The organism is Streptomyces sp. NRRL F-2664 (genome assembly GCF_000719345.1).
Lineage (GTDB): Bacteria > Actinomycetota > Actinomycetes > Streptomycetales > Streptomycetaceae > Streptomyces.
The window spans coordinates 1-20,959 of record NZ_JOFX01000037.1 but is presented as its reverse complement, the minus strand read 5'-3'; the positions used below and the strand labels follow the sequence as shown (position 1 = coordinate 20,959).

Here is a 20,959-nt window from a genome sequence, read left to right as displayed (position 1 = left end):
CTGCGGTCAGCGCATCACCTTGACGCCGAAGCGGGCGCCGCCGAGCGCGAACTGGATGGCGCTGTGCATGTGGGCGTACATCTCCATGCCGCGGGAGCTCACGAGCGGGCCGAGGTCGAGGACGTCCTGCCAGCCGTAGGACCGCAGCAGTCCGGTGACCTCCGCCTTGGCGTCGTCGTGGTCGCCCGCGACGAACATGGTGTGGTCGCCGCCCGCCACGGCCCGCGGGTCGACGACGGTCTCCTGCTCCTGGGTGACGCATGCCTTGACCACCTTGGTCTGCGGCAGCGCGCGCTGGATCCGCTCTCCCAGGCTGTCGTGGTCGACGGGGTCGAGGGCCGGCATCACGCCCCAGGGGGTCGGCCAGGGGTGGGCCTGCTCGGGGTTGTAGACGTACGGGACGGCGTAGTCCATCAGGGTCTTGCCGGCGAGCTGCCCGGCGATGCCTTCGAGCACGCGGACGGCGTTGGCGCCGTCGATCCCGTTGATGGCGAAGTCGGCCGCCGCGGCGGCTTCCCCGAAGGTCCGCAGTTCGATGCCCGGGTAGTCCGCCAGCCACTGGCCGAAGGGCTCGACGCCCATGAAGTCGGGCTCGGTGCGGCCCAGCGTGACCTGGGAGTCGCGGGTGCCGACGTACACCTCGTGCCCGAGGCTCAGCAGCTTGGCGGCGTGGGCGCGGCCGCCGGCCCCGGTTCCGAGGACTGCGATCTTCATGGTGGTGCTCCGTTCCTGTGGTGGCGTCGTCCCCTCCCGCTGACTCGTCCACCGTAGCATTGGTACGGACGTCCGTACCAATGCCCTCTGTGCAAGAGTGTTCGCACCCGGAAGGAGCCTGACCACAGTGACCGAGAAAGTCCGCCGCACCCGCCGACACGACCCGAACCGACGGGAGCGGATCGCCGAGGTGGCCGAGGAGCTGATCGCGGAACGCGGGCTGGAGGGCCTCACGCACCGGGCCGTCGCCGAGCGGGCCGACGTCTCGCTCTCCTCGACCACGTACCACTTCGCCGACCGCGAGGCACTGGTCCGCGCCGCCCTGGAGCGCGCGGCGGAACGCTTCGCCGGCTTCGTGCGCCACTGGGCCGGGGCCCACGCCGACGCCACCCCGGAACAGGTCGTCGAGGCGCTGGCCGACGGCGTGATGGCGTGTTCGGCCGAGGGCCGCACCGCCATGGTCGTCGAGTACGAGCTGCACACCGCCGCGCTGCGCCGCCCTGAGCTCCGCGAGACGGCGAGCCTCCCCGCCCGCACCACCACCGAGGTCCTGACCCCCCTGCTCGGCGCGACCGCCGCCGCGACGGCGGCCCCCTTGATGACCGGCCTCTGCCTCCACGCGCTGAACGCCCCGGTCCCCCCGACCCGCGCCGAGACCCTGGCCGTCCTCAGGCACGCCCTCCTCCCCGCGCGGCCCTGACACCCTGCCCCTGCGGCGGCCCGGCGGATCCGCCCGCGCCGGCGAGACGTCCCGCCGCCCGAGGTGAGCGCGTCGGCCCCTGCCGCACCCGGCCGGGGCGGCGGCGGGCGACAATGGGGGCATGCCCGAAGGCGACAGCATCCGGCGCGCGGCGACCCGCCTGCACGCGGCCCTGGCAGGACATGAGGTGACCCGCAGCGACCTGCGCGTCCCCCGCTTCGCCACTGCGGACCTCACCGGCCGCGTCACCCTCGACGTCACCCCCCGCGGCAAGCACCTCCTCGCCCGCTTCGAGGGCGGCCTCACCCTGCACAGCCACCTCCGCATGGACGGCGCCTGGCACGTCTTCACCGCCGGCCAGAAGTGGCGCGGAGGCCCCGAATACGAGGTCCGCGCCGTCCTGGGGACGGCCGGGCACACGGCCGTGGGCTATCGCCTCCCCGTCCTGGAGCTGATCCGCACCGCCGAGGAGGACCGCGTCGTCGGCCACCTCGGGCCGGACATCCTCGGGCCGGACTGGGACGCCGCCCGGGCGGTCGCCAACCTCCTGGCCGCCCCCGAGCGACCCCTCGGCGAGGCCCTGCTCGACCAGCGCAACCTCGCCGGCATCGGCAACGTCTACATGTGCGAACTCTGCTTCCTCGCCCAGGTCACCCCCTGGACGCCGGTCGGCGGCCTCCCCGAGCCCACGCTGCTGCGGCTGGCCGCCGCATCCCACCGGCTGCTGTCGGCGAACATCGGCGACCGGCCGGGCCACCGCAACACCACCGGCATCCACCGGCCCGGCCAGGAGCTCTTCGTCTACGGCCGCGGCGACCGGCCCTGCCTGCGCTGCGGCACCCTCGTCCGCAAGGTCTCCCGGGACGACCGCCCGACCTACTGGTGCCCCCGCTGCCAGCCCGGCCCCACCCCCTGAGCCTTCGGGGCAGGAGCGCACACGGTGATTGACGGCCCGTCAGATACGGTCGTACCGTCCCGGCATGCCCACACCCACCGCCCTGTACGACCTCACCGGCCGCACCGCCCTGGTCACCGGAGCCGCCAGCGGCATCGGCCGGGCCACCGCCGTCCTCCTCGCCTCCGCCGGCGCCCACGTGCACTGCGCGGACCGCGACGAAGAGGGCCTGGCCGAGACCGCCCGCCTGGCCGGCAAGGCCGGCGGCACCGCCACCGTCCACGGCCTCGACGTCACCGACCGGGCCGCGATCCGGGCGGCCGTCAGCGCCGCCGGCCCGCTCGACATCGCCGCTGCCATCGCTGGGATCATGCACACGAGCAGCGTCCTGGAGACGGCCGACGAGGACCTCGACCGGGTCCTGGACATCGACTTCAAGGGGGTCCTGCGCACCTGCCAGGAGGCAGCCCGCTCCATGATCGCGGCGGGCCGACCGGGTTCGATCGTCACCATGGCCTCCGGCGCCGTGGACGCCGCCCAGCCCGGCCTGCTCTGCTACAGCGCCGCCAAGGCCGCCGTCGTCCAGCTGACGAAGACCCTCGCCAGCGAGAGCGGCCCGTACGGCATACGCGTCAACGCCGTCGCCCCCGGCTGGATCCGCACCCCCATGACCGGCCGGCACGAGGCCCAGGAGCAGACCGAGGCCGCCATGGTCCGCATGTCACCCCTGCGCCGGGTCGGCGAACCGGAGGACATCGCTCAGGCGGTGCTCTACCTCGCCTCGGACGCCTCGTCCTTCATGACGGGCCAGATCCTGCGTCCGAACGGAGGGGTGTCGATGCCCTGGTGACCGCCCCGGATACGTCCGCCCGGCCGTCCACGGCCTTCGCGCCGCCGTCCCGGGCAGCCGCCCCGGCCCGGCGCCGGGCCTTGCGCAGCGGCGCCGGCACACAGTGCACCGGCAGCAGCCCCAGTCCCCAGCCGCCCACCGCCACCGCGCCCTCCACCACCCCCGCCTCGTCGGGCGCGAGGACCAGCCGCAACACCGCCCACCACCAGAGCACCCCCAGGGTGAGCGCGAGGGCCGACAGCACGGGTATGCGCAGCGACGTCCGCACTGCCACCTCCAGGGGCCGGGACCCGGACCGCCCCATCGTCTCGCACGCCCCCCGCAGCCGCACCCAGAACGGCCGGGAGCCCCGGCCGGTGCTCCTGGCACCGGCCGGGGCTCCCGGCCAAGCTCAAACACGCACGTGCCCGCTCACGCGGCTACGACGTTCACCGCTTCCGCAGGTGCCTTGATGGTCACCCGTTCCGGACCGGCGACCGAAGCCATCGAGACCGAATTGAGCATCGGGCGGACCGGTGCACCGACCGGTTCGCTTGCCGCGGCCGACTGTGCCAGCTCAGCGAGCGACAGTTCGTCGCTGACTTCGCGCATCAACTCGGACATCCGTACGTCCAACGCGTCGCAGATCGCGGAGAGCAGCTCGGAGGATGCCTCCTTCTGCCCCCGCTCCACCTCGGAGAGATAGCCGAGCGAGACTCGGGCCGACGAGGAGACTTCGCGCAGAGTACGGCCCTGGCGCTGGCGCTGCCGACGCAGCACGTCACCCAGCAGGCGACGGAGCAGAATCATCGGTGGCTCCCTCCTCTGACCGTGTAGCCGCATCCTTCACGCCCCACCGTACCGCCTCGCGCCGCGGCCGTGCGGGGAGCGATGTCGTGTTCACTCAGGGCTGCAAACATCAAATCCCCCCGTTCTGTTCCGTATCCTGCCCCCGCGCATTCCCACGGAGTTCGTCCGAGAGAAGCCCGAGCACTGTGCGTGCACTCTCCCTACGGATTTCCGCCCGGGAGCCGTTCAACCTCAGCCGGACCGTTTTCCTGCCGCCCGGACCGTCCACGGCGACGTACACCGTGCCCACCGGCTGCCCGTCCTGCGGCTCCGGACCGGCCACCCCGGTCGTCGCGATTCCCCACGAAGCACCCATCACCCGGCGCACCCCGGCCGCCATCTCGGCCGCCACCTGGGCGTTCACCGCCCCTTCCGCCGCGAGCAGGGCGGCATCCACACCCAGGACGCGGTGCTTGATCTCCGTGGCGTACGCCGTCACCGATCCGCGGAACGAGCGGGAGGCCCCGGGGACGGCCGTCAGCTCGGCCGCGACCATGCCGCCGGTCAGCGATTCCGCGACCGCGACCGTCTCGTCACGCTCCGCGAGCAGCTGGAGCGCGTACGCAGCGGCCGTGCGCCCCTCGTTCACTCCGGCACGCCCCTGCGCCACCGAAGCCTCCCCCGTCCCGTCGGTCACCGCGCGGCCCGCTCCGCGGCCAGACCCTGGCGCCTCAGCACGATCGCCTGGCGGATGTAGTCCAAACCGGTGACGACGGTCAGCACGACCGCGATCGCCATCACCCAGAAGCGCATCGTCGCCAGCGCGCCGGTCAGCGCGAGGACGTACATGCCCACGGCGGTGCCCTGCGCCAGCGTCTTCAGCTTGCCGCCGCGACTGGCCGGAATCACCCCGTAGCGGATGACCCAGAAGCGCAGCAGCGTGATCCCGAGCTCACGGCCGAGGATCACCCCGGTCACCCACCACGGGAGCTCGCCGAGCCACGAGAGGCAGATCAGCGCCGACCCCATGATCGCCTTGTCGGCGATGGGGTCGGCGATCTTGCCGAAGTCGGTGACCAGGTTGTACGTCCGGGCCAGGTGCCCGTCGAAGATGTCCGTGATCATGGCGACCGCGAACGCCGCCCACGCCCAGGCCCGCCAGGCCGGGTCGTAGCCGCCGTCGGCGAGCAGCAGCAGGACGAACCCCGGCACCAGCACGAGCCGGATCATCGTCAGGATGTTGGCGATGTTCCACAGGCTGGCCTGATCGACCGCCGCGGCGCCCAGCGTCGCGCCGGGCACGGGCCGGCGGCCGGTCCCGCCCGCCGCAGATGCCGGGACACCGGTCATCCGGTCGCCTCCTCAAGGTCCGTCTCCAGGGGCTCGGCCACGAGGTCCACTCCCAGGGTGCCGACGACCTTCGCCGTGACGATGCGCCCCGGGACCAGGCCGGTGCCGTCGGTGAAGACGACCTGCCCGTCGGTCTCGGGGGCCTGGTGGGCGGCGCGCCCGTAGGCGCCCTCGCCCTCCTCGGCCTCGTCGAAGGGGACGACCGTCTCCACCAGCACTTCCAGGGTCTCGCCGATCCGCTCCTCCGCACGCTGGGCGGTGAGCTCCTCGGCGAGCCGCTGCATGTGCGCCAGGCGCTCCGCGATCGTGTCCTCGTCCAGCTTGTTCTCGTAGGTGACGGCCTCGGTGCCGTCCTCGTCGGAGTAGCCGAACACACCGATCGCGTCGAGGCGGGCGTGGGTGAGGAAACGCTCCAGCTCGGCGAAGTCGGCTTCGCTCTCGCCGGGGAAGCCGACGATGAAGTTCGAGCGGACACCGGCCTGCGGGGCCTTGGAGCGGATGGTGTCCAGCAGCTCCAGGAAGCGGTCGGTGTCACCGAAGCGGCGCATGGCGCGCAGCACGTCGGGGGCCGAGTGCTGGAAGGACAGGTCGAAGTACGGCACCACCTTGGGGGTGGAGGTCAGCACGTCGATCAGGCCGGGGCGCATCTCGGCGGGCTGGAGGTAGCTGACGCGGACGCGCTCGATGCCGTCGACGGCGGCCAGCTCGGGCAGCAGCGTCTCCAGGAGCCGGATGTCGCCGAGGTCCTTGCCGTACGAGGTGTTGTTCTCGGAGACCAGCATGATCTCCTTCACGCCCTGCTCGGCGAGCCAGCGGGTCTCGCCCAGCACGTCGCTGGGGCGGCGGGAGATGAAGGACCCGCGGAAGGACGGGATGGCACAGAAGGAGCAGCGCCGGTCGCAGCCGGAGGCCAGCTTCACCGAGGCCACCGGGCTCTTGTCGAGGCGGCGGCGCAGCGGCGCGCGCGGCCCGGAGGCGGGCGCGACACCCTCGGGCAGGTCGGCGGGGGCCTCGGCGGGCTCCTCGGCGGGCGCCTGGGCGTGCCCGGGCAGGGCGACGTCCGCGGCCTGGCGCGCGGCGGGGCTGATCGGCAGCAGCTGGCGGCGGTCGCGCGGCGTGTGGGCTTCGACGCTGCCGCCGCTCAGGATGACCTGGAGGCGGTTGGAGATGTCGGCGTAGTCGTCGAAGCCGAGGACCCCGTCGGCCTCCGGGAGGGCCTCGGCGAGCTCCTTGCCATAGCGCTCGGCCATGCAGCCGACGGCGACGACGGCCTGGGTCTTGCCGTGGTCCTTGAGGTCGTTGGCTTCCAGCAGGGCGTCTACGGAGTCCTTCTTGGCGGCTTCGACGAAGCCGCAGGTGTTGACGACGGCTACGTCCGCGTCGGCGGCGTCCTCGACGAGCTCCCAGCCATCCGCCGCCAAGCGGCCTGCGAGCTCCTCCGAGTCCACCTCGTTACGGGCGCAGCCAAGAGTGACAAGGGCGACGGTACGGCGTTCGGGCATGGACTCAAGACTACTTCGTCCCGGCGTCGGCCCCCGCCGCAAGGCCCCCGAACAGCAAGATCCCCGGGGTGCGCGGAGCACCCCGGGGATCCCGGTCCCTGCCTTCCGCCCGGGGGCGGCCCCTCGGTCAGCCCGCCTGCGGCTGGTCCCGGGAGGGGTCCTCCTTGGTGTATGTGAGGCGTTCCACTTGACCGGGCCGGAAATCGTCCTTGATCTCCTTGCCGTTCACGAAGAGCTTCACGACCCCGGCGTCGCCGAGGACGAGGTCGACGGCCTCCTTGTCCGTGAACGTCTTCGACTCGCCCTGCACGAGGGTGCCGTCGAAGAGGAGCCGGCCCGTGGAGTCCTTCGCGGAGATCCAGCTCTCGCCGGTGTCGGCCGTCAGGACGACCGTGACGAGGTCCTTGGGCGCGGCGGCGATGGCGCTGTTCGAGGGCTCCGGCTTGGGGGCCGTCGGAGCCTGTGAGGGCTGCGCGGCCGGCGTGCCGCCGCTCTGCTTGGGTGCGGGCTTGGCGGAGGCGGATCCTTCCGCCACCGGGCGCTTTTCCTTCGCGTCGCCACCGCTGAAGGCGGTGAAGCCCACGAAGCCGATGACGGCGACGATGGCCGCGACCATGGCGGCGGTCCAGTTGGGCCGCTGCCGCTCGGGACGGATCCGCTCGGCCTCGAACATCGGCGCGGCGGGGGTGGGTGCCGGCCGGCCGCCGTGGGCCGCGTCGTAGCTCTCGACCAGGGGTTCCGGATCGAGGTGGACGGCGCGGGCGAGCGTACGGATGTGACCGCGGGCGTAGACGTCGCCGCCGCACCGCGTGAAGTCGTCCTCTTCGATCGCGTGCACGATCGGGATGCGCACGCGGGTGGTGGAACTGACCTCGTCGACTGTGAGCCCGGCGGCGATACGGGCCTTCTTGAGGGCCGTCCCGATGGACGGCTCTTCGACGGAACGTTCGACGAGACGGTCCTCGGACCGGTCGTCGGTCGAAGGCCGCTCTTCTTCGGGGGAGTTGGAGTTGCCGATGGACACAAGGGCGCCTTTCGAGCGTGTAGCCACCTGGTGGAGGTCCAGTCTAGGGGGGGTACGAAAGGGTGGAGCAACCGGAGGGTGCTCTTCCTACGCCATCCGAATGGCGCGGGAGGGTCCCCTCCGGCGTGGCGGTCCCACGTCGTGCAGGACGTCGTGCGCGGGGCCGCCACCTCTCTTCAACTTGACGCGGCCCCAAGGGAAACGGTTGCCCGCCAAACGGCTACGAATGCGTCTCGCCGCGGATGACCGCGAGGACCCCGTCCAGGTCGTCGGCCTTCAGCAGGACGTCACGCGCTTTCGAACCCTCGCTCGGGCCGACGATGCCGCGCGACTCCATGAGGTCCATGAGCCGCCCTGCCTTGGCGAAGCCCACCCGCAGCTTGCGCTGGAGCATCGAGGTGGAGCCGAACTGCGTGGTGACGACCAGCTCCGCCGCCTGGCACAGCAGGTCGAGGTCGTCGCCGATGTCCTCGTCGATCTCCTTCTTCTGCTTCTGGCCCACGGTGACGTCGTCCCGGAAGACCGGTGCCATCTGGTCCTTGCAGTGCTGGACGATCCCGGAGATCTCGTCCTCGGTCACGAAGGCGCCCTGGAGGCGAACGGGTTTGTTCGCCCCCATCGGCAGGAACAGCCCGTCGCCCTTGCCGATGAGCTTCTCGGCTCCGGGCTGGTCGAGGATGACGCGGCTGTCGGCGAGGGAGGAGGTGGCGAAGGCGAGCCGTGAGGGCACGTTCGCCTTGATCAGGCCCGTGACCACGTCCACCGAGGGCCGCTGGGTCGCGAGTACCAGGTGGATGCCGGCGGCGCGGGCCAGCTGGGTGATGCGGACGATGGAGTCCTCGACGTCGCGCGGGGCCACCATCATCAGGTCGGCCAGCTCGTCGACGATCACCAGCAGGTACGGGTAGGGGTTGAGCTCCCGCTCGCTGCCGGGCGGGAGCTTGATCTTCCCCTCGCGGATCGCCTGGTTGAAGTCGTCGATGTGCCGGTAGCCGAAGGCGGCCAGGTCGTCGTAGCGCAGGTCCATCTCGCGCACGACCCACTGGAGCGCTTCGGCGGCGCGCTTGGGGTTGGTGATGATCGGCGTGATCAGGTGCGGGATGCCCTCGTACGCCGTCAGCTCCACCCGCTTGGGGTCGACGAGGACCATCCGGACGTCCTCCGGGGTGGCCCGCACCATGATCGAGGTGATCAGGCAGTTGATGCAGGAGGACTTGCCGGAGCCGGTGGCGCCGGCGACCAGCACGTGCGGCATCTTGGCGAGGTTGGCCATGACGTAGCCGCCCTCGACGTCCTTGCCGAGCGCGACCAGCATCGGGTGGTCGTCCTCCGCCGCGTCCGCGAGGCGCAGGACGTCGCCCAGGTTGACCATCTCGCGGTCGGTGTTGGGGATCTCGATGCCCACCGCCGACTTGCCCGGGATCGGGCTGATGATCCGTACGTCGGGGCTGGCCACGGCGTAGGCGATGTTCTTGGTCAGGGCCGTGATCCGCTCGACCTTCACGGCCGCGCCGAGGGTGACCTCGTAGCGGGTGACCGTCGGGCCGCGGGTGAAGCCGGTGACGTCGGCATCCACCTTGAACTCGGTGAACACGTTGCGCAGGGCGGCGACGACCGCGTCGTTGGCGGCGCTGCGGGTCTTGCCGGGCCCGCCCTTCTCCAGCAGGTCCAGCGAGGGCAGCGCGTACGTGATGTCCCCGCGCAGCTGGAGCTGCTCGGCGCGCGGCGGCAGCGGCTGGGCCTGGGGCGGGGCCTTCGTCAGGTCGGGCACGGCCAGCGTCCCGGAGGCGGCGGCGGTGGTGGCGTGCGGCGGCTGCGCGGAGTCCGCGCCGGGCGCGGGTGCCGCGGGTGCGGGCGCTGCGGGCGCCGCCGGGCGTCCGCCGCGGGCGGTCGGCACCGGCGTGGTGACCTCCACGCCGTCGCGCTCACCGGTGATCCCCTGCGTGAGGTCGGCGACGAGCGGGGAGGGCGGCATCCCGCCGTAGACCGCGCCGTCCAGCGCCGCGGCGGCTGCCGCGGCCACGTCGACGGCGTCCATCCCGCGGTCCGCGGCCGGCCGGGCGGCGGTCCTGCGCGGCCGGCGCCGTCGCGCAAGCGCCTCCTCCTCTGCTCCGTCCGCGGGGTCGCCGGGGCCCGCGCCGACTCCGGACCGCGCCCGCCACTGCTCCGGGTCGTGCCGGGCCGCGCCGCCCAGGTCCTCCCCGTAGCCCTCGTCGTACTCGTTCGGGGCGATGATCCCCAGCCTGATGCCGAGGCGGCGCAGCCGCTGCGGGATCGCGTTGACCGGGGTCGCGGTGACGACGAGCAGGCCGAAGACGGTGAGCAGCACCAGCATGGGCACCGCCAGCGGCGCCCCCATGGTGAAGATCAGCGGCTTCGAGGCGCCCCAGCCGATGAGCCCGCCCGCGTTCTGCATGGCGGTGGTCCCCTCGTCCCGGCCGGGGGCCCCGCAGGCGATGTGGACCAGGCCGAGGACGCCGATGACGAGGGCGGACAGCCCGACGCCGATCCGCCCGTTGGCGTCGGTCTGCTCGGGGTGGCGGATGAAACGTACCGCCATGACGCCGAGCAGTATCGGAACGAGCAGGTCCAGTCGCCCGAAGGCGCCGGTGACCAGCATCGTCACCAGGTCCCCGACGGGACCGCTCAGGTTCGACCAGGTACCGGCGGCGACGATCAGCGCGAGGGCGAGCAGCAGCAGCGCCACGCCGTCCTTGCGGTGGGCGGGGTCGAGGTTCCGGGCCCCATGGCCGATCCCGCGGAAGACGGCTCCCACCGCGTGCGCGCAGCCCAGCCACAGGGCCCGCACCAGTCGCAGCACGCCGCTCGTCGGGGACGGCACGGGCTTGGCCGCGACCTTCTTGGCAGGGGCGCGCCTGGCCGCGGCGGCTTTCTTCGCCGGGGGCCTGCGTGCGGGGGCCGCCTTCTTGGCGGGCGCCGCCGTACGGCCGGTGCGGCCCTTCGCGGTGCTCGGGGAACCCTTGCCGGACGTACGTGAGGCCATGGGCCCGAGGTTACCGGTGCGCGCGCCGGTGGACACGCGTGCCCACCCCTTCACCCGTTCGTGTCGCCGGCGGAGTGGGGGCTTTGACGCTTCGCCAAGCCGGTCCTGCGTGTGGTCAGTTCTGCGAGGGCAGGGCCGCAGGCCCTCCGGCGCTCCCGGGCTCCAGCGCGTCCAGCGCCCGCCGCAGTCCGGTCAGTTTGCGTTCGAGGTGGGCCGCGGTCGCCACGACCCCGGCGTCGGCGGAATCCTCGCCGAGCTGCTTGGTCAGCGCCTCGGCCTGCTCCTCGACCGCCGCGAGCCGTGCGGAGAGCTCGGCCAGCAGGCCCGCCGTCTCCTTGCCCGCGTCCACGCCGCTCGCACCGCTGCCCTCCAGCTGGAGCCTCAGCAGCGCCGCCTGCTCGCGCAGTTGGCAGTTCTTCGTATACAGCTCCACGAAGACGGACACCTTCGCCCGCAGCACCCACGGGTCGAACGGCTTGGAGATGTAGTCGACCGCACCTGCGGCGTAACCGCGGAAGGTGTGGTGCGGACCGTGGTTGATCGCGGTGAGGAAGATGATGGGGATGTCCCGGGTGCGTTCGCGCCGCTTGATGTGCGCGGCCGTTTCGAATCCGTCCATGCCCGGCATCTGGACATCCAGCAGGATGACCGCGAAATCGTCCGTGAGCAGCGCCTTGAGCGCCTCCTCCCCCGACGACGCCCGGACCAGTGTCTGGTCGAGCGCGGAGAGGATGGCCTCCAACGCCAGCAGATTCTCCGGCCGGTCGTCGACCAGGAGGATCTTGGCCTTCTGCACCATGCCCTGTCCTCCTCGCCCCGGCATGGGGCCTCCCCGGCTCTGGGCACCGGCCTGCGCGCCGGGCCCCGCCCCAAGGGACGACACCCGTGCGCCGTCCGTCCTTGTGCCGGTCATCGTAGCCCCAGTCCCGAGATCGCCACACCCTGTCACCAAGATGTCACTGTGCACGAAGCAGAAACGTGGCGGGAGAGCAGAAGGTTCCCCGTTTCCCGCCCTCCCGCACCGCTGCGGCCACCGTGCGTCAGGGACCGGTGCGCGCCCGGTCCCCCAGCTGTCACTTCCCGAGCATCCACTGCTCCATCACCGACAGAAGGTAGTCCGGGTCGACCGGCTTGGTGACGTAGTCGGAGGCACCCGAGTCGATCGCCTTCTCCCGGTCGCCCTTCATCGCCTTGGCCGTCAGCGCGATGATCGGCAGACCCGCGAACTGCGGCATCCGCCGGATCGCCGAGGTCGTGGCGTACCCGTCCATCTCGGGCATCATGATGTCCATCAGCACGACCTTCACGTCGTCGTGCTGCTCCAGGACCTCGATGCCCTCCCGTCCGTTCTCCGCGTACAGCACCGCCAGGCCGTGCTGTTCCAGCACGCTGGTGAGCGCGAAGACGTTGCGGACGTCGTCATCCACGATGAGGACCCGCTCACCGCGGAAGCCGTACGTCCGCGCCGCCGGGAGCTCCTCCTCCGCGGCCGCCCAGCCGTCCTCGACGCCCGCCGCGTTCGGCTGGCCCGGTACGGCCGTGCGCGGCTCCAGGTCGCTGAGCGCCTTGCGCCGGCGTCGGAAGAGCCCGGTCCCGCCGCTCTGCCCCGCGCCTGCGGCCTGCGGCTCGGGCGACGCGGGCCCCGGCTGCGCCGCCGGCGCCGCCGTCGGCCCGGCCGACAGGACCGGCAGCCCGGGCCGGGCCCCGTCCAGGGACCGGCGGTACAGCTCGCCGCGGGCACCGCCGGGCGTGGGCGGCGCGTAGCCCTGGGGCGGCAGCTCGCTCGGGTGCAGCGGCAGGTACAGCGTGAAGGTCGAGCCGCGGCCGGGCTCGCTGGCGGCGTGGATCTCGCCGCCCAGGAGCCGGGCGATCTCCCGGCTGATCGACAGCCCGAGTCCGGTGCCGCCGTACTTGCGGCTCGTGGTCCCGTCGGCCTGCTTGAACGCCTCGAAAATCACCAACATCTTGCTCGCCGCGATGCCGATTCCGGTGTCGGTCACCGAGAAGGCGATCAGGTCCGCGTCCGCCTCCCGCAGCGAACCGGCCTCCAGCAGCTGCTCGCGGATCTCCGGCGGCACGTCGTTTCCGGCGGGCCGGATCACCAGCTCCACCGCACCGGTGTCGGTGAACTTCACCGCGTTCGACAGCAGGTTCCGCAGCACCTGCAGCAGCCGCTGCTCGTCGGTGTGCAGGGTGGCGGGCAGCTCGGGGGAGACCCGCACCGAGAAGTCCAGGCCCTTCTCCGCCGTCAGCGGCCGGAAGGTCGCCTCGACGTAGTCCACGAGCTGGACCAGCGCGATCCGGGTCGGCGAGACGTCCATCTTCCCGGCCTCGACCTTCGACAGGTCGAGGATGTCGTTGATCAACTGGAGCAGGTCGCTGCCCGCGCCGTGGATGGTCTCGGCGAACTCCACCTGCTTCGGCGAGAGGTTCTCGTCCGCGTTGTCGGCGAGCAGCTTGGCGAGGATCAGCAGCGAGTTGAGCGGGGTGCGCAGCTCGTGCGACATGTTCGCCAGGAACTCGGACTTATAGCGCATCGAGACCGCGAGCTGCTCGGCACGCTCCTCCAGGACCTGCCGCGCCTCCTCGATCTCGGTGTTCTTCACCTCGATGTCCCGGTTCTGCTGGGCCAGCAGCTCGGCCTTCTCCTCCAGCTCCGCGTTGGCGGCCTGCAGGGCCTTCTGCCGGTTCTCCAGCTCGTCGGAGCGCTCGCGCAGCTGCTCGGTCATCTCCTGGGACTGCTTCAGCAGCATCTCCGTCTTGGAGTTGACGCTGATGGTGTTGACGCTCGTGCCGATCATCTCGGCGATCTGGCTGAGGAAGTCCTTCTGGATCTGCGTGAAGGGCGTGAAGGAAGCCAGCTCGATGACGCCGAGCACCTTCCCCTCGAAGAGCACCGGCAACACGATCACATGCGCCGGCGGGGCCTCCCCGAGACCCGAGGAGATCTTCAGGTAGCCGGGCGGGGTGTTCTCGACGAGGATCGTCCGCTTCTCCTCGGCGACCGCCCCGATCAGCCCCTCCCCCGGCCGGAAGGAGATGGGCATGGCGCCGCCGGCGTACGCGTAGCTCCCGCGCATCCGCAGCTCGTACGAGCCCTCCGCGCTCCCTTCCGTCCCGATCTCGGGGGTGCCGCCCGCCGGCACCGCCAGGAAGAAGGCGCCGTGCTGCGCGGAGACCACCGGGGTCAGCTCGCTCATGATCAGCGAGGCGACGTCGTCCAGGTCGCGGCGGCCCTGCATCAGCGCCGAGATCCGGGCCAGGTTGCCCTTGAGCCAGTCCTGCTCCTTGTTGGCCAGGGTGGTGTCGCGCAGGTTGACGATCATCGTGTTGATGTTGTCCTGGAGGACCTGGATCTCGCCCGCCGCGTCCACGTCGACCTTCAGACTGAGGTCGCCGCGGGTCACCGCGGTGGCCACGGCCGCGATCGCGCGCACCTGCCGGGTCAGGTTCCCGGCCATCTCGTTCACGGACTCCGTCAGGTCCCGCCAGGTGCCGTCGACGTCCCGGACCCGTGCCTGGCCGCCCAGGATGCCCTCGGTACCCACCTCGCGGGCCACCCGCGTCACCTGGTCGGCGAAGGACGACAGCTGGTCGACCATCGTGTTGATGGTCGTCTTCAGCTCCAGGATCTCCCCGCGCGCGTCGATGTCGATCTTCTTGGTCATGTCGCCCTTGGCGATGGCGGTCGTGACCATGGCGATCTGCCGCACCTGCCCGGTGAGGTTCGAGGCCATGAAGTTCACCGAGTCGGTGAGGTCCTTCCACGTCCCCGAGACCCCGGGCACGTGCGCCTGGCCGCCCAGCCGACCCTCCGTCCCCACCTCGCGGGCCACCCGCGTCACCTCGTCCGCGAACGACGACAGGGTCTTCACCATCGTGTTGACGGTGTCGGCGAGCTGCGCGACCTCGCCGCGCGCCTCGACGGTGACCTTCTTCGTCAGGTCGCCGTTGGCGACGGCCGCCGAGACCTGGGCGATCCCGCGCACCTGGGCCGTCAGGTTCCCAGCCATCGTGTTGACGTTGTCGCTGAGGTCCTTCCAGATGCCGGTGACCCCGCGGACCCGGGCCTGGCCGCCGAGGATGCCCTCGGTGCCCACCTCGCGCGCCACCCGCGTCACCTGCTCCGCGAAGGAGGACAGCTGGTCCACCATCGTGTTGACCGTCGTGACGAGCTCCAGGATCTCGCCCTTGGCGTCGACGGTGATCTTCTTGGAGAGGTCGCCCATGGCGACCGCCGTGGTCACCTCGGCGATGTTGCGCACCTGCGAGGTCAGGTTGTTGGCCATGAAGTTCACGGACTGGGTGAGGTCCTTCCAGGTGCCGGAGACACCCTTGACCTCGGCCTGGCCGCCGAGGATCCCCTCGGTGCCCACCTCCCGGGCCACCCGGGTCACCTGCTCCGCGAAGTTCGAGAGCTGGTCGACCATGGTGTTGAGCGTGTTCTTCAGCTCCAGGATCTCGCCCCGCGCGTCCACGTCGATCTTCTGCGACAGGTCGCCGCGCGCCACCGCCGTGGCGACCTGCGCGATGTTGCGCACCTGCGAGGTCAGGTTCCCCGCCATGCCGTTCACCGAGTCCGTCAGGTCGCGCCAGACGCCGGCGACGCCGGGTACCTGCGCCTGACCGCCCAGACGGCCCTCCGTCCCCACGTCCCGGGCCACCCGGGTCACCTGCTCCGCGAAGGCGGAGAGCTGGTCGACCATCGTGTTGATGGTGTTCTTCAGCTCCAGGATCTCGCCCCGCGCGTCCACGTCGATCTTCTGCGACAGGTCGCCGCGCGCCACCGCCGTGGTCACCTGCGCGATCTGACGCACCTGCGAGGTCAGGTTGCCGGCCATGAAGTTGACGGAGTCGGTCAGCTCCTTCCAGGTGCCCGACACCCCCTCCACCCGGGCCTGGCCGCCGAGCCGGCCCTCCGTACCCACGTCCCGCGCCATCCGCGTGACCTGGTCGGCGAAGGACGACAGCTGGTCGACCATCGTGTTCACGGTGTTCTTCAGCTGGAGCATCTCGCCCGAGACGTCCACCGTGACCTTCTGCGACAGGTCGCCGTTGGCCACCGCCGTCGTCACCTGCGCAATGTTGCGGACCTGCCCGGTGAGGTTGCGGAAGGCGGTGTTCACCGAGTCGGTGAGGTCCTTCCACGTCCCGGCCGCCCCCGGCACCTGCGCCTGACCGCCCAGCTCGCCCTCGACGCCGACCTCACGGGCCACCCGCGTCACTTCCGCACCGAAGGACTGGAGCTGGTCGACCATCGTGTTGACGGTGTTCTTCAGCTCCAGCATCTCGCCGGCCACGTCGACCGTGACCTTCTGCGACAGGTCGCCGTTGGCCACCGCCGTCGTGACCTGCGCGATGTCCCGCACCTGGGTCGTCAGGTTGCGGAAGACCGTGTTCACCGAGTCGGTGAGGTCCTTCCACGTGCCCGCCGCGCCCGGCACCTGCGCCTGACCGCCGAGCAGGCCCTTGGCGCCGACCTCGCTCGCCACGCGCGTGACCTCGTCCGCGAAGGTCCGCAGCGTCTCCGTCATCTGATTGATCGTTTCGGCCAGCTGTGCGACCTCTCCGCGCGCGCTGACCCGTACCTTCTGCGACAGGTCGCCGTTGGCGACCGCGGTCGTCACCTGGGCGATCCCGCGCACCTGGGCCGTCAGGTTGCCGGCCATGGTGTTGACGGAGTCGGTCAGGTCCTTCCACACGCCCGCGACCCCGGGCACCTTGGCCTGCCCACCGAGTTCGCCCTCCGTCCCCACCTCGCGGGCGACCCGCGTCACCTCCGAGGAGAAGGACGACAGCTGGTCCACCATGGTGTTCACGGTGTTCTTCAGCTGGAGCATCTCGCCGGCCACATGCACGGTGACCTTGCGCGACAGGTCGCCCTTGGCGACGGCCGTCGTGACGAGGGCGATGTCACGCACCTGCGCGGTGAGCCGGTACGCCATCGTGTTGACGGAGTCGGTCAGATCCTTCCAGGAACCGGACATGCCGCGCACCTGGGCCTGACCGCCGAGCTTCCCCTCGGTGCCCACCTCCAGCGCCACCCGCGTCACCTCGTCGGTGAACGCGGACAGCTGGTCGACCAGGTTGTTGACCGTGCGCCCGACCTTCAGGAACTCCCCGCGCAGCGGGTGCCCTACGCCGTCGGGCGACTGCGTCCGCAGGTCCATCCGCTGGTCCAGGTCACCTTCGGCGACCGCCGACAGCACCCGTCCCACCTCGGACACCGGCCGGGCCAGGTCGTCGACCAGCTGGTTCGAGGCGTCGATCGCGGCCGCCCAGGAGCCCTCGCAGGCGCCCGTTTCCAGCCGTTCGCTCAGCTTTCCCTCGCGGCCCACCATCCGACGCACCCGGGACAACTCCCCGGTCAGGTGGAGATTGCGGTCGGCGACCTCGTTGTAGACGGCGGCGATCTCCGCCATCACGCCCTCGCCGGACACCGTCAGCCGCTTGCGGAAGTTTCCGTCCCGCATCGACACCAGGGCCGTGAGCAGCCGGTTCAGCGCGGCGGTATCGACCTCGGTCGTGCCGCCGCGCCGGGACCGCCCGCCCTTCGGCCGCGTCCCCGTACGCCGCACCACTGCGCCAGACTCCACCGTGTCCCTCCCGAAAGGGTCGACCGCTGTTCCACCGGACACCTGACTCGCACAGGCCGGCACTCCAAGCCTGCCCAGTGTTTCACCCTGGCCGAACCCGGCCATAACACTTCGGCACCATCGCACACCGGTCGTACCCTGCGAGTGGATTCCCGGACGACGGCACCATGCCGTCCGCGAAGGTAAGTAACCTGGCAACCGATGTCCAACCGCGTCGAAGGAGATTCGTGATCACGGCACGGGCGGCTGCCAGCTTCGATCCCCTCGGGCGCTCGGTCGCCGCAGCGCGCGCGTTCGTCCGCGACACCCTGCAGGGCTGGGGGTTCGCGGACATCATCGACGACGCGGTCGTCCTCACCAGTGAGCTAGTCACCAACGCCGTCGTCCACGCCGGCACCCGCGCCGAGGTGCTGTGCCTGCGCACCGAGGACGGCGTGCGGGTCGAGGTCGCCGACCGCTACCCGGAGCGCGAGCTGCCGCTGGGGCACCCCGGCGAGCGCCCGTACGCCGACCCCGACCGCGAGAACGGCCGCGGCCTGATGCTCTGCGCCGCCCTGGCCACCCGCTGGGGCGTGGAGTACACCGGCACCCACAAGCACGTGTGGTTCCGCCTCGATCTCCCAGACCGGCCGGTCGGTACCCGCTCCGCGGGCCCCGTCGTCCCCGACCGGATGCTCCCCCTCGCCGACAGCCGGGTCCGCGTCGCGGTCGTCCAGATCGACTCGTCCGACGCCGTCTCCGCCTGGAACGAGGACGCCGAGCACATCTTCGGCCACCCCGCCGAGAAGGCCGTGGGCCGCCCGCTCGCCGAGCTCGCCGCCTGGCCGCAGACCCCCGGCACCGGCACCGGCATCGCGGAGGCGCTGCGCCTGTCCCGCTGGGAGGGCAGTTACGGGATGCGCGGCTCCGACGGCCGCGTCATCCCCGTCTACGCCTCCCACCTGCGGGTCCGCGACGCGCACGGAGAGCCGTCCACCGTCTGCCTGCTCGTCCACGACGACGAGCGCGCCCTCCTCCAGAGCCCCGTACGGGTGCCCTCCGGGGACAGCTCCCACTTCGCCGAGCCTCGTGCCGCCGACCCGTTCGAGGTCTTCATCGGCTCACCCGCCCCCGACGACCTCGACGGCCTGCTGCAGCGCACCGTGGAGCGGGCCCGCGACCTCCTGGACGCCGACGCCGCCTTCCTGCTCCTCGCCACCGACGACGAGACGGAGCTGGAGGTCCGGGCCACCACCGGTCTGCCCTCCACCCGCCAGCGCTTCGCCCGCGTTCCCGTCGAGGCCGGCACGAACCGCTACGGTTCCGCCCGGATGCCCGCCGTCCACGACGACCTCGTCGCCGTCCCCGGGGCGGTCCCGCTCCTGGACTCGACCGGCATGCGCTCCGCGGTGACCGTGCCCCTGAAAGTGGAGGGCCGCCTGACCGGCTCCCTCGGTGTGGCCGCCGAAGGCCCCGGCCGCTATTCGAACGAAGAGGCCCTGCACCTCCAGTTCGCCGCCGACCGCATCGCGCTGGCCGTGGAGTCCGCGCGCCTCGGTGAGCTGGAGCGGCTGCGACGCGGTTCGCTGTCCTTCCTCGTCGAGGCCTCCGACCTGCTGGCCGGCACCCTCGACCGGGACCAGACGCTGGCCCTGATGGCCCAGATGACCGTCCCCACGCTCGCCACCTGGTGCGCCGTCTACACGATCGCCGACCAGTCATCGGAACCGTACCTCTCCTATGTCCTCCACGAGGACGAGGACCGCATCGACGGCCTGAAGGCACTGCTGTCCCGGGTCAGCCCGCCCGACCCGGTCCGGGAGGCCGGCGCCCGCCCGTGGCCGGAGGCCGCCCTCGCGGTCGGCGGTGAGACGGTGGTCCTGCCGCTCCTCGCCCGCAACCGCGTGATCGGCATGCTCACACTCGGGAAACCGCGGGAGGAGCACTTCCGCCAGGAGATCCTCGAACTCGCCGAGGACCTCTCCCGCCGCGCCGCCCTCGCCCTGGACAATGCCCGCCTCTACTCCGAGCGCACCGCGATCAGCCGGTCCCTGCAGCGCAGCCTGCTGCCCCCGGGCTCCCCCGCCATCCCCGGCATCGAGGTCGAGGTCATCTACCGTGCGGCCGGCGAGGGCAACGAGGTGGGTGGCGACTTCTACGACGTCTTCCCGATCCGCGACGGGGCGTACGGCTTCGCCATCGGCGACGTCTGCGGCACGGGCCCCGAGGCGGCCGCGGTGACCGGCCTGGCCCGGCACGCGCTGCGCCTGCTGGCCCGGGAGGGCCTCGGCGGCCCGGCCGTCCTGGAACGCCTCAACGCGGCCATCCTCGACGAGGGCGCCCGCAGCCGCTTCCTCACGCTCCTCTACGGCGAGCTGCACCCGCAGCCGGACGGCAGTGCTCTGATGAAGGTCGTCTGTGCGGGGCATCCGCTCCCGCTGCGTCTGCGTCCGAACGGCATGGTCGATGCCGCGGCGGAGCCGCAGCCCCTGCTGGGGGTCATCGAGGACCTGGACCTCTACGAGCAGACCGTCACCCTGGACCCGGGCGATGTCCTGCTGTGCGTCACGGACGGCGTGACGGAGCGGCGCGAGGGCAGCCGGATGCTCGGCGACGACGGCCTGACGGAGGTCCTGACGACGTGTACGGGCCTGACGGCCGGCGCGGTCGCCTCCCGTGTCCTGCGTGCGGTCGAACGCTTCGCGGCCGAGCCGGCTTCGGACGACATGGCCATCCTCGCCTTCCGCGTCCCGCATCCTCGGACGGGCGATTAATCCTGGTGCGCCCGGGGCCCGTTCGGGCTAGCCTCGGCGCCCATGCAGACACCCCGTACCCGCCCCGCTTACACCGCCGACGAACGCACCCAGCTCCTGGGCTGGCTCGACATGCAGCGCTCGATCATCCGCTGGAAGTGCGAAGGGCTCTCCGACGAGGACGCCAACCGCCCGGTCCTGCCGTCCTCCCCGATGATGACGGCGGCGGGGCTCGTCTCCCACATGCGCTGGGTCGAGCACTGCTGGTTCGAGGTGATCCTGCTGAACCGGCCGTCCGACACCAATCCGCTGTTCGGGGAGGTGGAGGACGCGGACATGCAGGTCGACGGAATTCCTCTCGGCCGCCTGCTGGAGGAGTACGACCGCCAGTGCAGGGTGTCCAACGAGATCGTGGCGTCGCTCTCGTTGGACGACACGGGCCGCAACACGGAGTTCAAGGACGGTGCCGCATCGGTGCGCTGGGTCCTGCTCCACATGATCGAGGAGACCGCCCGCCATGCCGGCCACCTGGACGGGATACGCGAGCTGGTGGACGGCGAGAAGGGCTACTACTGACGGCCCGACAGCCCGCGCTGTGCCGGAAACGCAAAAAAGGCCCCCGCCTGCTGGCGGGGGCCTTTTTTGATGGAGCCCTTTAACGGAATCGAACCGTTGACCTTCTCCTTACCATGGAGACGCTCTACCGACTGAGCTAAAAGGGCGGGTTGTTCGGCGGCGTCCTACTCTCCCACAGGGTCCCCCCTGCAGTACCATCGGCGCTGAAAGGCTTAGCTTCCGGGTTCGGAATGTAACCGGGCGTTTCC

General features: G+C 71.4%; 15 protein-coding genes, 1 tRNA gene and 1 rRNA gene. 5 read left to right on the top strand and 12 right to left on the bottom strand.

Going from position 1 to position 20,959, the window contains the following annotated elements; all coding sequences use genetic code 11:
• Positions 1 to 6: 6 nt before the first annotated feature.
• Complete coding sequence (locus IF89_RS0126780) at positions 7 to 714, bottom strand: NADPH-dependent F420 reductase (RefSeq protein WP_030773259.1); 708 nt, start codon at positions 712 to 714, stop codon at positions 7 to 9.
• Positions 715 to 841: 127 nt separating this feature from the next.
• On the opposite strand from IF89_RS0126780, the gene IF89_RS0126775 reads away from it, so the two are divergent.
• From IF89_RS0126775 to IF89_RS0126765, 3 genes are all read left to right on the top strand, one after another.
• Positions 842 to 1,414: a TetR/AcrR family transcriptional regulator gene (locus IF89_RS0126775; RefSeq protein WP_030773255.1), complete on the top strand. Its 573-nt coding sequence runs from the start codon at positions 842 to 844 to the stop codon at positions 1,412 to 1,414.
• Between the two features lie 121 nt (positions 1,415 to 1,535).
• Positions 1,536 to 2,330: an Fpg/Nei family DNA glycosylase gene (locus IF89_RS0126770; RefSeq protein WP_030773252.1), complete on the top strand. Its 795-nt coding sequence runs from the start codon at positions 1,536 to 1,538 to the stop codon at positions 2,328 to 2,330.
• A gap of 64 nt (positions 2,331 to 2,394) precedes the next feature.
• Positions 2,395 to 3,159: an SDR family NAD(P)-dependent oxidoreductase gene (locus tag IF89_RS0126765; protein WP_030773249.1), complete on the top strand. Its 765-nt coding sequence runs from the start codon at positions 2,395 to 2,397 to the stop codon at positions 3,157 to 3,159.
• Here the strand turns inward: IF89_RS0126765 and IF89_RS0126760 are convergent.
• From IF89_RS0126760 to IF89_RS0126720, 9 genes are all read right to left on the bottom strand, one after another.
• A complete protein-coding gene (locus tag IF89_RS0126760) occupies positions 3,107 to 3,463 on the bottom strand; it encodes a hypothetical protein (protein ID WP_420706966.1) in 357 nt (118 codons plus the stop codon). The two genes, IF89_RS0126765 and IF89_RS0126760, sit on opposite strands and share 53 nt — an antisense overlap.
• Positions 3,464 to 3,570: 107 nt before the next feature.
• Positions 3,571 to 3,948, bottom strand: coding sequence for a helix-turn-helix domain-containing protein (locus IF89_RS0126755; protein ID WP_030773243.1), 378 nt, complete (start codon positions 3,946 to 3,948; stop codon positions 3,571 to 3,573).
• Between the two features lie 109 nt (positions 3,949 to 4,057).
• Entirely contained in the window at positions 4,058 to 4,597 is a 540-nt protein-coding gene (locus IF89_RS0126750; RefSeq protein ID WP_420706969.1) for a CinA family protein, read from the bottom strand.
• Positions 4,598 to 4,620: 23 nt separating this feature from the next.
• Positions 4,621 to 5,277, bottom strand: coding sequence for a CDP-diacylglycerol--glycerol-3-phosphate 3-phosphatidyltransferase (pgsA, locus tag IF89_RS0126745; protein ID WP_030773237.1), 657 nt, complete (start codon positions 5,275 to 5,277; stop codon positions 4,621 to 4,623).
• Positions 5,274 to 6,779 carry a 30S ribosomal protein S12 methylthiotransferase RimO gene (rimO, locus tag IF89_RS0126740; protein WP_030773235.1) on the bottom strand — a complete coding sequence of 502 codons (1,506 nt, stop codon included), beginning with the start codon at positions 6,777 to 6,779 and terminating at the stop codon, positions 5,274 to 5,276. Before rimO ends, pgsA begins: the two co-directional genes overlap by 4 nt.
• A 127-nt stretch (positions 6,780 to 6,906) precedes the next feature.
• A complete protein-coding gene (locus IF89_RS0126735) occupies positions 6,907 to 7,803 on the bottom strand; it encodes a helix-turn-helix domain-containing protein (RefSeq protein ID WP_030773233.1) in 897 nt (298 codons plus the stop codon).
• 220 nt (positions 7,804 to 8,023) lie between these two features.
• Positions 8,024 to 10,807, bottom strand: coding sequence for an FtsK/SpoIIIE family DNA translocase (locus IF89_RS0126730; protein WP_030773231.1), 2,784 nt, complete (start codon positions 10,805 to 10,807; stop codon positions 8,024 to 8,026).
• Between the two features lie 115 nt (positions 10,808 to 10,922).
• Positions 10,923 to 11,606: a response regulator gene (locus IF89_RS0126725; RefSeq protein ID WP_030773229.1), complete on the bottom strand. Its 684-nt coding sequence runs from the start codon at positions 11,604 to 11,606 to the stop codon at positions 10,923 to 10,925.
• A gap of 274 nt (positions 11,607 to 11,880) precedes the next feature.
• On the bottom strand, positions 11,881 to 17,403 hold the full coding sequence (locus tag IF89_RS0126720) for a HAMP domain-containing protein (protein ID WP_030773227.1): 5,523 nt from the start codon (positions 17,401 to 17,403) through the stop codon (positions 11,881 to 11,883).
• Between the two features lie 167 nt (positions 17,404 to 17,570).
• Here IF89_RS0126720 and IF89_RS0126715 point away from each other — a divergent pair, with 167 nt between their 5' ends.
• Both IF89_RS0126715 and IF89_RS0126710 read left to right on the top strand, forming a co-directional pair.
• Entirely contained in the window at positions 17,571 to 20,156 is a 2,586-nt protein-coding gene (locus IF89_RS0126715; protein ID WP_063831351.1) for a SpoIIE family protein phosphatase, read from the top strand.
• 42 nt (positions 20,157 to 20,198) lie between these two features.
• On the top strand, positions 20,199 to 20,711 hold the full coding sequence (locus tag IF89_RS0126710; protein WP_030773224.1) for a DinB family protein: 513 nt from the start codon (positions 20,199 to 20,201) through the stop codon (positions 20,709 to 20,711).
• A 70-nt stretch (positions 20,712 to 20,781) separates the two neighbouring features.
• Here the strand turns inward: IF89_RS0126710 and IF89_RS0126705 are convergent.
• Positions 20,782 to 20,857, bottom strand: a tRNA-Thr gene (locus tag IF89_RS0126705).
• A gap of 5 nt (positions 20,858 to 20,862) precedes the next feature.
• Positions 20,863 to 20,959 (bottom strand): 5S ribosomal RNA (gene rrf / locus IF89_RS41000); the annotation flags it as partial.